General features: G+C 46.4%; 8 protein-coding genes. 3 read left to right on the plus strand and 5 right to left on the minus strand.

Annotated elements, in window-relative coordinates; translation table 11 throughout:
* Positions 1–2 precede the first annotated feature (2 nt).
* Positions 3–1652 (minus strand): FAD-dependent oxidoreductase, encoded by a 1650-nt coding sequence (locus IC612_RS00955; protein WP_194738294.1) that lies wholly within the window; start codon positions 1650–1652, stop codon positions 3–5.
* A 173-nt stretch (positions 1653–1825) separates the two neighbouring features.
* On the opposite strand from IC612_RS00955, the gene IC612_RS00960 reads away from it, so the two are divergent.
* The 3 genes from IC612_RS00960 (at position 1826) to galE (ending at position 6593) form a co-directional block, all read left to right on the plus strand.
* The gene (locus IC612_RS00960) at positions 1826–4342 is read left to right on the plus strand and encodes a phosphoenolpyruvate carboxylase (RefSeq protein WP_194738295.1); all 2517 of its coding nucleotides are present in this window, start codon (positions 1826–1828) and stop codon (positions 4340–4342) included.
* Positions 4343–4436: 94 nt separating this feature from the next.
* Positions 4437–5567 carry a DegT/DnrJ/EryC1/StrS family aminotransferase gene (locus tag IC612_RS00965; RefSeq protein ID WP_194738296.1) on the plus strand — a complete coding sequence of 377 codons (1131 nt, stop codon included), beginning with the start codon at positions 4437–4439 and terminating at the stop codon, positions 5565–5567.
* On the plus strand, positions 5568–6593 hold the full coding sequence (galE, locus tag IC612_RS00970; protein WP_194738297.1) for a UDP-glucose 4-epimerase GalE: 1026 nt from the start codon (positions 5568–5570) through the stop codon (positions 6591–6593).
* Positions 6594–6749: 156 nt separating this feature from the next.
* On the opposite strand, the gene IC612_RS00975 is transcribed toward galE, so the two are convergent.
* From IC612_RS00975 to pnuC, 4 genes are all read right to left on the minus strand, one after another.
* A complete protein-coding gene (locus IC612_RS00975) occupies positions 6750–9278 on the minus strand; it encodes a TonB-dependent receptor domain-containing protein (protein ID WP_194738298.1) in 2529 nt (842 codons plus the stop codon).
* Positions 9279–9442: 164 nt separating this feature from the next.
* A complete protein-coding gene (gene mltG / locus IC612_RS00980; RefSeq protein WP_194738299.1) occupies positions 9443–10468 on the minus strand; it encodes an endolytic transglycosylase MltG in 1026 nt (341 codons plus the stop codon).
* A gap of 18 nt (positions 10469–10486) precedes the next feature.
* The gene (gene dapF / locus IC612_RS00985) at positions 10487–11263 is read right to left on the minus strand and encodes a diaminopimelate epimerase (RefSeq protein WP_228512816.1); all 777 of its coding nucleotides are present in this window, start codon (positions 11261–11263) and stop codon (positions 10487–10489) included.
* Positions 11264–11328: 65 nt separating this feature from the next.
* Entirely contained in the window at positions 11329–12009 is a 681-nt protein-coding gene (pnuC, locus tag IC612_RS00990; protein ID WP_194738300.1) for a nicotinamide riboside transporter PnuC, read from the minus strand.
* Between the last annotated feature and the right edge of the window lie 124 nt (positions 12010–12133).

Consider the following 12133-nt stretch of genomic DNA (forward strand, 5'->3'; position numbering starts at 1 on the left):
GATCAATTGTTTTGTGGATAGAGTTTATTCCATAGATGGTATCCTCCCTGCAGATTCACCGTGTCAAAGCCATGGTTGGAGAGAATCTTGTTGGCTAGGTAGCCTCTAAGGCCTACCTGGCAATAGATAATATATTTCCGGCTAGGGTCCAATGTAGGCAAAAGCGCGCGCAACTCATCTACGTTGTGGTTTATTGCCCCCGGAATATGGCCTCGGGAAAATTCTTCTTTGGTTCGCACATCTATAAGAAGTGCGTCGTTTGCTTTTTGGTAGTCCCAGAGTGCATGGTGGTTTATGACTTTTAGAGTCCCATTAAGGATATTCTCTGCTGCATAGCCCGCTATATTGATAAGGTCCTTTGCGGAGTTGAACGGTGGGGCATAGGTTATTTCAATCTCCTGAAGGTCCTGCACCTTGAGCCCAGCATGCATCGCGGTGGCAATGATATCAATGCGTTTGTCCACTCCCTCTTCACCCACAGCCTGTGCACCTAAAATCGCACCTTTCGGGTCAAACAGCACTTTAAGTACCATATCCTTGGCTCCCGGGTAGTAACCGGCATGATGTCCTTTGGTAATTATTATACTTTGGTAGGGGATGTGGAGTTTTTTGAGCATTTTTTCATTTAGCCCGGTGGCTGCAACGGAAAGTTCAAAGAACTTAAGTATGGAGGAACCCAAGGTGCCCTGGTATTCGTGCGTATTGCCGTATAGTAGGTTGTCCGCCACAAGTCTTCCCTGGCGGTTAGCAGGCCAGGCAAGAGGAATCAGCACCGGCTGCTCACTTACCAGTTGTTTCACCTCAATAGCGTCTCCTACTGCGTAGATGTCCGGATCACTGGTCTGAAGGTAGCGGTTGACCTCTATTCCTCCGGTCACTCCTACGGCAAGGCCAGCTGCTTTGGCAAGCGTATTTTCAGGACGTACGCCAATGGCAAGGATTACTGCACCAGCCTGGAGAGTCTGAGCATTAGAGAGCGTCACTTCAAGTCCCTCTCCCGTAGCATTAAAACGCTCGACTCCTGTCTGTAGTAGAATCTTAAGACCCTTGCCCCGCGCTTTTTCGTGTAGGAAGCTTGCAAATTCGATATCCACCGGAGCCATGACCTGAGGGGAAAGTTCCACTAAAGTAACGTTCTTGCCTTTTTCTATAAGGTTCTCGGCCACCTCCAGACCGATGAAACCTCCTCCAACGACCACAAAGTCGTTCTCTTGCTTAGTGGATTCTATAATGCGGTCCATGTCCTCGATGTTACGAAGCGAGAGTATTTTAGGGTGCTGTACCCCGGGGAAAGCAGGACGTATGGGATCGGCCCCAGGGGAGAGCAGTAGTTTATCGTAGGTTTCCGTATAGTGCGCTCCGGTCTCAAGGTTTTTCACTTCGATTGACTTGTTCACCCTATCAATTGATACTACCTCGGAGCGAACGCGCGCATCCAGATTATACCTGCTCTTAAGGCTCTGGGGAGTCTGCAGCAGCAGTTTATCTCTTTGCGATATCGTTCCTCCGATGTGGTAGGGAAGCCCGCAGTTTGCAAAGCTTACATAACCGGAGCGTTCAAAGATAATGATCTGGTTTTCTTCACTTAGCCTTCTTAGGCGGGTCGCTGCGGTAGCTCCTCCCGCTACTCCTCCGACGATTAGTATTTTCATGCTGTTGTAATTTGTATAACAAAGGTAAAGAATCCCCTCAAGGACCAAGGTGACTTTAGTCACATAGAATGAAGGTATATGCACCAGAATAACTGTATTCAGCGCACCAATAGATAAAAAAATAACCTCGTGGATTTGCCAAGGATTCAGTAAGAGATTAGTAACTTTGTTAGATGCAAAACGCTTCTTTAAATGATGTTTTCAGGCAAAACGTTGAAAACAAATACCAGATTTACAACGCTCTTTTCATGAGTCTTCCGTACGATAAGATGACCAATATCGGAATGCTCTTGCCCTTCCTTTATGAAGAGAGCCGTACGGGCTATGAGAAGGGACAGAGTCCGGAAGAGATTATGGAGGAATTCTTTACGAGCCATACCACGCTTAGCGATTCCAAAGCACGTATAGAACTTCTCTTTAAGCTAGTACAGTATATCGAACGCCAGGTGGTGCTTTTTGACAGCATTGAGGATGCCGCCTTTGAGGATTTGCACCCCAAGGGCAGTTACCAGGATCTGGAAAAACTACTGGACGACAAACATCTCCCAGAGGATAAGCTCAAAGGGCTTGGTGTGCGCGTGGTTTTTACCGCGCACCCTACGCAATTTTATCCCAATGCCGTACAAAGGATTCTGCACGACCTTCGCAGCGCTATTTCCAAGGATGATATAGCGCAGATCGATATGCTTTTGCAGCAATTAGGCAAGACCCCATTTGTTAATAAGACCAAGCCTTCGCCACTCGATGAGGCCCTTAGTATAATCTATTACCTACGGTATGTGTACTACGACTCACTTGGGCAGTTGTACACCACCCTAAAAGAGAGATGCAAGCATCGCGGCATCACTCTTCATAGACCCTTGGAACTGGGCTTCTGGCCCGGAGGGGACCGGGATGGAAATCCATTTGTTACCACTGAAATCACCCGCCAGGTGGCAAAAGAACTCAAACTGGCCGTTCTTAAGTCCTACTATAACCATTTAAAGGAAATCAGACGCCGTCTAACCTTCCGTGGAGTGGAAGAAAAACTCACGGTACTTAGTAATTTGCTCTATAAGGCCATTACCACAAGTACGGAAGAGGTGGACACTCCGCTGTTGATGGGCCATATAGAAGGGGCTATGGAGGTTATTAGGCAAGACCATAACGGTCTTTTCCTGAACTTGCTAGAGGATCTACGGGACCGTGTCGAACTCTTTGGAGTGCACTTCGCTACCCTGGATATACGGCAGGACAGCAGGGTGCATCAGAGCGTAATGGATGAAATACTAAGGCAAATCCTTCCGGGATACCAACCCCAGGAGTTTTCCCTATCGGCCCTTTTGGATCAAGGGGGAAAAGTGACCCACGGGCTGTTAAGTACTACCGCGCAAGATACGCTCGCCATGGTGGAAGCAGTGCGCGATATTCAGAAAGAGAACGGAATTGAGGGTCTGCACCGCTACATCATTTCCAATGCGACTACCAAGCGGGACGTGGAAAATGTATATGGATTTTTCCTTTTGCAGGGCTATTCTTCGGCCGAAATTGACATAGATATTGTTCCACTCTTTGAAACCATGGAAGGAATGGAAAATGCTGCATTAGTGATGGAGTCTCTCTATAGCGATCCACTCTACAGTGCCCACTTAACAAGACGTGGAGCCAAGCAAACCATTATGCTCGGTTTCTCGGACGGTACCAAGGACGGAGGCTATTTAACCGCCAATTGGGAAATCTACCGTACCAAGGAGGTTCTTACCGAAGTCTCGAGGCGCTTTGGAATTCAGGTGGTGTTTTTTGATGGCAGAGGAGGCCCTCCCGCCCGAGGCGGTGGTAAGACCCATGATTTCTATGCCTCCCAGGGACCCACCATTGAAAACCGCAGAATCGAACTTACGATTCAGGGGCAGACCATCACTAGCGTGTACGGCAACCGTTTACAGGCCCAGTATAATTTTGGGCAGCTGCTTGCAGCTGCCATGGAGAGCAGACTCTCCCAAAGCCCTAAAGCACTGCTAGATTCCCGGCAGCGGGAACTTATATCCAGGTTATCGGAACTTAGCTTTAAGAAGTACACGGAGCTAAAGAACCATCCCCTTTTTGTTCCTTATCTGGAAAACCGAAGTACACTTCCGTACTACGGCAGGACCAATATAGGTTCGCGGCCTTCCAAGAGAGGTGGGGGAGCGCAGGCACTGAATTTTCAAGATCTACGGGCCATACCTTTTGTAGGGTCCTGGTCCCAGCTCAAACAGAATGTTCCGGGATATTTCGGATTTGGATCAGCCCTCAGAGCCCTAAAAGAAGCCGGACACATGGAGGAGTTGAAGGAACTCTACAGAAATAGCGCGTTTTTTAGAACCCTGGTACTGAATTCTATGATGAGTATGAACAAATCCTACTTTCCGCTTACTTCCTATATGAAAAAGGATCCGGTGTATGGGGGTTTTTGGAATATCCTGTATGAAGAATACGAGCTGTCCAAAACACTCATGCTGGAACTAACCGGCCAGACCATTTTGCAGCAGGACGAGCCACTCTCTAGAAAATCGGTGCGCATGAGAGAAAAAATGGTCCTACCCCTACTTACTATCCAGCAGTTTGCACTGATGCAAATTCAAAAGGGGGATCCCCTTTCCGAACTTTATGAGAAGCTGGTCGTACGTTCCCTTTTTGGAAATATCAATGCCAGCAGAAACTCCGCCTAATATTTTTTTAAGTCTTCAATTAACCTTAAATTTGAAAAATATGCGGTGCTTGCAAAGCAGAAACAGTAGCTAGCGAGCAGACAAATTATAAACTATGAGAAAAATTCAGATGGTTGACCTGCAGAGTCAATACTATAAAATTAAACCGGAAGTGGATAACGCAATGCTAAATGTGCTGGACTCTGCTGCCTTTATAAACGGCCCCGAAGTCAAACTCTTTCAGAAAGAGCTGGAGGACTATTTACAGATTCCCCACGTAATACCTTGCGCCAACGGGACCGATGCCCTTCAAATTGCTCTAATGGCCCTGGACCTAAAACCTGGTGATGAGGTAATTACGGCAGACTTTACCTTTGCGGCAACCGTAGAGGTGATTCATCTGCTCGGTCTAAAAGCCGTATTAGTGGATGTAAACTACGATACGTTTACCATTGATCCAGAACAGATTAGAAAAGCCATTACTCCACGTACGCGGGCCATTATTCCAGTGCATCTCTTTGGTCAGTGTGCCGATATGGAGGAGATCTTGGAGATAGCAAAAGTCCACCAACTGCATGTAATCGAAGACAACGCGCAGGCCATAGGTGCGGAGTACACCTTTAGTGATGGTACAGTGAAGAAGTCTGGTACGATGGGGGTTTTAGGTACCACCTCGTTCTTTCCGTCCAAGAACTTAGGATGTTATGGTGATGGTGGAGCCGTCTTTACCAGCGACGATGCCTTGGCACACAAGATCCGCGGTATTGTAAACCACGGGATGTACGAGAGGTACTACCACGACGAGGTCGGGGTAAATTCACGTTTAGACAGCATTCAGGCGGCCGTCTTGAGGAAAAAACTTCCCAATCTTGATCTCTATAACGAAGCAAGGCGTAAGGCCGCAGACTTTTACGATGAGGCCTTTTCTGGACATAGCGATCTGCTTATACCGGTGCGAAGCTCCCAATCGACCCATGTGTTCCATCAGTATACGTTACGTATAAAAAACCAAAGGCGCGGAGCACTTCAAGAGTACCTTCAGGAGCACGATATCCCGTCCATGATTTACTATCCGGTGGCACTACGTAAACAAAAAGCGTATTTCCAGCAGAGTGATGACAAGGATTTTGAGAGCACGGATAAACTACTCGGGGAGGTGCTTTCCCTACCTATGCACACAGAACTAGACGAAGAACAGCTCAAATACATTACCGATACTGTTCTTGAATTTTTTAAAGGCGAGTAAATGGCAATTCTTGTAACGGGAGGATTAGGATATATCGGGTCCCATACGGTAGTGGAACTACAGAAGAGTGGATTTGAGGTTGTAATTGTGGATGACCTTTCCAATTCAGAGCGATTCATCCTAGAAAACATTGAGAAAGTGTCCGGTACTGCGCCGGTGTTCTATCCCTTTGACCTGAAGCGCAGAGAACTGTTAAGCCAACTGCTCGATGCGCACACCATAGAGGGTTGCATCAATTTTGCGGCCTACAAAGCTGTAGGGGAAAGCCAGGTAATTCCGCTCGACTACTACGAAAACAATCTGGTGACACTTATCAATCTCCTGCAGGAATTTAAAGAGAGAAATATTTCCAATTTTATATTCAGTTCTTCATGCACGGTGTACGGACAGGCCGATCACATGCCAATTGATGAGAGTGCTCCACTCAAAGCACCGGAAAGCAGCTACGGGAAGACCAAACAGATGGGGGAACAGATTCTGATGGATTTTGCGCAGGCCCATGAAAAGAAAGTCTCCCTTTTGAGGTATTTCAATCCTATAGGGGCGCATCCCAGTGCTTTGCTCGGCGAGCTGCCCATTGGAATTCCAAACAATTTGGTCCCTTACGTAACGCAGACTGCGGCAGGAATTAGAGAATCATTAAGTATTTTCGGCTCGGATTATCCCACCAAGGACGGTACTGCCGTTAGGGATTACATTTATGTGGTGGATTTAGCAAGGGCACACGTGGCAGCACTGCAGAAATTGCTCTCAGAAACGGAGCCAACCGCAGTAGACATATACAATTTGGGCACAGGCGAAGGATCCTCTGTGCTTGAAATAGTTAAGACCTTTGAGCGTGCCAACAATGTCTCAGTACCTTATGCCATTACAGGGCGAAGGGAAGGAGATATAACCATAGCCTATGCCGATGCCTCCAAGGCAGAGAAAGAGCTTAACTGGAAGGCTTCCACACCCCTGGATCAGGCACTTAAAACTACTTGGGCATGGCAGCAATATCTAGAATCCCGCAGCGCCAACCAGTAAAATAGGACTAAAGTAACTGGAACGTAAGCAAATACTATTATTGTATAATAAATAAAAAAGGACGGTCTAAATAAACTGCCCCCAAAAAGTTAGACACTTTTTAGGGGCAGTTTATTATTTTGTAGCAATCAATTGCTTCATTTATCAGCCACTGAATTACATTGGTGGCATTTCATCCTCTCCGCCTGCATTGGAGTTTATGTCTTTCTTGTTACGTGGCTGATCTACGCGGTCTCCCTGACGGAATCGGTACGTAAAGGAAAGTGAGAATTGACGTGGCATCCACTGCATATAGGATTTTCTCTCAAAGCCTTCACCAAAGGTATAAAAGGTACGGTTTCGGGTGTTGAAAATATCCTGGATATTGAAACTGAAGGTTCCGTTACCGTCCCATATAGTCTTGGAGGCACCAAAGTTGAGTGCATACATGGGGTCTTGCTTGCTGGTATCGGTCTTCTGTCCTCCACGGAAGAATCCTTGTAGTTGCATGGTAAAGGTACGGTCCACCTTAAAGGTAGTGTTGAGTCGGGCGCGGGTGGAGAATCCTTCGCCATTGAAGGAAAGAGTCACCGGGGTGGCCACACCGTCCACCAACGAATTGTAGGTGAATTCCCCTTCGCTGCGGTATCCGAACAAATCTACATTACCCATTAACTTTAGCCAGGAAATAGGGTCGTAGGTGAAGTTTAGGTCCAAACCGTAGCGCTGCTCGTTGCCTATGTTGTAGGGCTTGGTTTCAAATCGCTGCCTCTCGAAGTTGTACAGGTTCACCATTTGGGTTTCGTCCTCCTCGTGGTTGAAGTATAGGGTAGGATTCAGTGTAATCTTTCTTTTCTGAAGGCTGTACCCCAGCTCAAAGGAGTTGACATAGGATGGATTCAGGTCCGGATTACCACTAAATATATTATCACTGTCGTTATAGCTGTTGAATGGAACCAAAAACCAGGAACGTGGCCGGTTGATTCGGCGTGAATAGTTCAATAGCAATTGGTTGTTCTGCGCTAGGTCGTAGCTGAAAAATACCGAAGGGAATAAGTTGTTATAGCTCTTGCTGATGGCAGGTTCCTGGGAGGTGAGGTTTCTAAAATCCACATCCACTTTGGATATTTCATCCCGAAGGCCAAGCTGGTAGGCAAATTTCTCTCCAATCCGGCTTTTAAACTGCACGTAAAAGGCGTTGAACATTTCTTTATAATTCGTCACGCTGGTGAAGTCAGGATTAACGATTCCTTCGTTCCACACGGCATAATCGTAGTCGTTTACATTACGGTCAAAACGGTATCCGGCTTCAATTTTTGCATTTTCGCCTAGTGGGAGCTCGTAATCTACTTTACCTATAACCGTGCTGTTTTCTGTATTCTGAAGGGTTTCATCCAAGCGGAAATAGGCTCCGTTTCTAGTCTCGGTAATGTCGTTGATTCCTTCCGACTGGTTCTTCTGTAAGCTCACAGAGACGGATATATTCTGTCCTTTGTCGCCAATCTTATGGTCTACGCCAAAATCGGCCTGCAGGGCTTTATTTTCATTGTTTCCAAGTGTGGTACGAATTTTCTGTAGCGGATAGAGCGTCGAGGTATTGGAATTATCGATACCGTTGTAGGTCATTGCAGTACTTACAGTTCCTTCACTATCGCCTTGAAAACTTCTGGTGGATATGGAGATGTTGGCCGAGGTCTTGTCTGTGAAATCGTACACTAATCCCGCCGTAGCGTTATAGTTTTTCATTTCGTTGTTATTTTCTGACTCCGCATTGGAGGTAAGAAGCTGCTGTGCTATCCCGCGGTTGTCAAAGGTAGCGTAGTTATTATTCTCCCCTTTGTTTTCGCGGTACCCACCACCACCGTTCACAAACCACGTGGCATTGCCCCTTCTCCAACTCAGGTTGGTGTTTAGGTTGGTATTGGGTAAATACCCTACCGTTCCGGTAACGCTGCCGTTGAATCCAACGCGCTTGTTTTTCTTAAGGATAATATTAAGGATACCGGCCGTTCCAGAAGCTTCGAATTTAGAGGAAGGGTTGGTAATTACCTCGATTCTCTCGATCTGGTCTGCTGGAATACTCTGCAGCGCATTGGCACCATCGTCTATTCCAAGAAGCGCCGAGGGTTTACCGTTGATAAGAAAACGTACGTTTGAATTTCCCCGCATAGAGACAGTGCCGTCGGTATCTACCGAAACCGAAGGAACGTTCTGAAGTACATCCTGGAGGTTTCCTCCCTTGCTGATTACATCCGTGGATGGATCATAGGTCTTTTTATCCAATTCTACTCGGTAGGGTCTTGCCGTGGCCGTGATGGTTACTCCTTCAATATTCTGTGTAGGGGTAATGGTTGCGCTCTGTTCAGGATCCAGCATTATGGTCTCTACCGTACCCCCGCGAACTTGTCTGCCTGCCGCAGTGAATGGTTTGAAATCGATGGCTTCAATACCCACCGTATAGACTCCTGGAGCAACCTGTAGACTGTACTGACCGTTTTCGTCCGTTAGGGTGGCATCACTGAGTAGTTTGTTGGTAGGGTGGGAATAGGTCACCGAAGCATAGGCTACGGGATTGTTCTGCTTGTCAGTCACTTTTCCTGTAATACTGACCTTCTCCTGTGCAAAAGCCATTGCGGCCGCCGATAGTAGGATCGTTAGTCCTAATGTTTTCCGGGTAAAATTCTGGGAAATTTCTGTTTTAATCATCAAGTTTAATTTGTCAGGAATTCTAAGGGAATCCTGTGAGTTCTACGTTTGTTTTTTTAGTTAATAGTTCTTCTGTATGGTGCTTTTTGAAGCATCATACCCGTATTAGACACAACAAACCCCGAAATGTTAAAATCGGGGTCTCTTAAAATGTGTTAAAGTTCTTAGCGAATGTTTTTAGAATTGAGCCACTGTTGGTAGTCGCGTGCATTTTTCACGTGCTCACGGTCGTTTGCCGTAAACCGGTGGTAGCCCTGCCGGTCCGGGTCCGCGGCCATAAATAGGTAGTTGTGCTTTTCAGGGCTGAGTACCGCATCCACCGAATTTTTATCCACCACACAAATGGGACCTGGAGGTATACCTTCGTTTGCGTAGGTATTGTAAGGCGAGGGGTGGCGCAGATGCTTGTACAGCACTCTTTTTATGTCTTGGGTAAAGCCGGTGTCTTTGTTGATTGCATAGATTACGGTAGGGTCGCTCTGGAGTTTCATGCCACGGGACACCCGATTCAGGTACAGTCCTGCAATGGTGCGCTGTTCGTCTTTCATGCCACCCGATTCCTTATAGACGATAGAGGCCAGTGCATAGATCTCTCGGCGGGATAATCCGGACTGGGACTGAAGTTTTACCCTTTCCGGAGTCCAGAACTTGTTGTACTGGTCTTCAAATTTGGAAAAGAACTCTTCCGGGGTCACGGTCCAGAAAAAATTGTAGGTATCAATGAAAAAGTAGTGTTTGAGATCTTCGGCATTGGAAAGGCCTTTGCTTTTGGCAATGCTGTCAAACTTTTTAATGAAGGAAAGAGAATCCAGCTCCGTTCTGCGAGATACCCTTCCCATCATCTGGTACACGTCTCCAAAATCGCCAATTCGAAAACTAAGATCCACCTGGTTGCCATTTTTGATCATTTCAACGAGCTGCATGTTGCTTTTCCCTTCAACGATACGGTACCTTCCTGGGTGGAAAATCTTATCCATATTTTCACTCTCCGCAACGTTTTTAAAACTCTCTACATTTTTCAGATAAGGCGAGATACTGTCCAGGATCTGGGTGTAGCTTGCTCCGGTAGGGATATGGAAATACCCCTCTTGGGCGACATTGCCCTGTTTGTGTTTTTTGTAGTAGTTTATTCCAATAATCACTGCAAGTACGGCTGCGATTGCCAAAATGATGGTTAGTTTCTTTTTCATAATTGAAAATCGGAAAATTTAGACTAGGATTTCTCCTTTAAATACGTTTTTTGCTGGTCCTTCCAGCCAGATATTTTCAAAGGACCCGTCTGTTTTTTGACGGCCTCTTATGGTTAGTTCGCCGCCTACTACTTCGACAGCCACCTCACAGAGACCGTGCCTACTCATATGGACCAGTGCTGCTGCAGTAGCTCCCGTTCCACAGCTGAAGGTCTCATCCTCCACACCCCGCTCGTAGGTACGTATCTTGATTCTGCCCGGAGAAAGTTCCTGGCTAAAATTTACATTGATTCCTTCCTTTTTAAAAGGTTCTTCGTTTCTTTTATAGCGCCCTAAACTGGCCACCTCTATTTCAGAAACTTTTTCCACCGGACATACCAAATGGGGCGATCCTGTATTTAGAATAAATTCCTCACCGTGGGGATGGATTGCCGATACGTCAACCATTCCAAGAGCGACAGAACCGTTGCGAATAGTAGCATGGTGCAAACCGTCTACCGCCATGAATCGGCAGCTTGAGGAAATAAGGCCCAAATCGTGGGCAAAAGCCACAATGCACCTTCCTCCATTTCCGCACATGGTGCTTTGTGCGCCGTCGGAGTTGTAGTATACCATCTGAAAATCGTACTCCCTAGAATCTTCCAGAAGAATCAATCCGTCCGCTCCAATGCCAAAACGCCTGTGGCAGAGCCTTTCGATAATTTCTTGGGACTTAGGGAAAGAAAGGCTACGGTTGTCTACCATGATAAAATCATTTCCCGTGCCTTGGTATTTGAAAAACTCCACTGTATTCATATGCTACGTGCCTATAAGTGGCCAAAGATAGTAAAATATGCTTTTTTTTTATTGCCCTGGGAAGGTTAAGATTTTCCCAATTCGAGCGTGTCCTGAGCGGAACGAATCCACGCGCGATAGCCCAGATAGGCAAGTACCGTAAAAAGTAGGTACTGTAAGGACGTGATGGCAAGTCCTTTATACAGGAACATTGGAACGCAGATGATGTCCCCTACGATCCAAAAGATCCAATTCTCAATCTTACGTTTTGCCATCAGCCACATTCCTACCAGAAAGATGGAGGTGGTTAGAATGTCCAAGTAATTGGCCCAATCCAGATGCGCAAATCCCAGAGAGACACTTGCGGTGGAGAATCCATTGTCTATAGCCGGTTTGTAATAGTAGATCAATAACACAAGAAGAAGACTGGCGGTGAATAGAACTCCGGCGATGATCCATTGCCTGGGTGTGGTATATTCCACCTGGACTTTAAAATTACTGTCTGCACTCCGCGACCAAAGAACCCAGCCGTAGATGCTCATAATCGTATAGTATACATTGATAAGCATGTCCCCTAAAAGACCAAAAACAAACAGAATATAAACGTAGATAGTGGTGGATAGAATGCCCGTGGGATAGACCCAAATGCTTTTCTTCATGGAGAAGTATACACTTAGGAGCCCAAAGAGGGCGGCCGTAATTTCTAGGGTTATTTGCAGAGTGGAATAGCCCTGGTAGGGGGCAAAAAGTAGCTCCTGTACATTCATCACCCAAATATACTGTTTTATGATTTTACTATACTATGCCTAGAGTAATTTTTACGTATCCTGCCTGCCTGTAAAACGCTAAAGGTTGCTTTTTTTGCAAAGAGACACGAAAAAGCATGCATAA

This window comes from Planobacterium oryzisoli (genome assembly GCF_015354315.1).
GTDB classification, from domain to species: Bacteria; Bacteroidota; Bacteroidia; order Flavobacteriales; family Weeksellaceae; genus Planobacterium_A; species Planobacterium_A oryzisoli.

Bases quoted from the DNA above. Each gene is read 5' to 3' on its own strand.
- IC612_RS00955 (WP_194738294.1), bottom strand. From the start codon at position 1,652: ATGAAAATACTAATCGTCGGAGGAGTAGCGGGAGGAGCTACCGCAGCG.
- IC612_RS00960 (WP_194738295.1), top strand. From the start codon at position 1,826: ATGCAAAACGCTTCTTTAAATGATGTTTTCAGGCAAAACGTTGAAAAC.
- IC612_RS00965 (WP_194738296.1), top strand. From the start codon at position 4,437: ATGAGAAAAATTCAGATGGTTGACCTGCAGAGTCAATACTATAAAATT.
- galE (WP_194738297.1), top strand. From the start codon at position 5,568: ATGGCAATTCTTGTAACGGGAGGATTAGGATATATCGGGTCCCATACG.
- IC612_RS00975 (WP_194738298.1), bottom strand. From the start codon at position 9,278: ATGATTAAAACAGAAATTTCCCAGAATTTTACCCGGAAAACATTAGGA.
- mltG (WP_194738299.1), bottom strand. From the start codon at position 10,468: ATGAAAAAGAAACTAACCATCATTTTGGCAATCGCAGCCGTACTTGCA.
- dapF (WP_228512816.1), bottom strand. From the start codon at position 11,263: ATGAATACAGTGGAGTTTTTCAAATACCAAGGCACGGGAAATGATTTT.
- pnuC (WP_194738300.1), bottom strand. From the start codon at position 12,009: ATGAATGTACAGGAGCTACTTTTTGCCCCCTACCAGGGCTATTCCACT.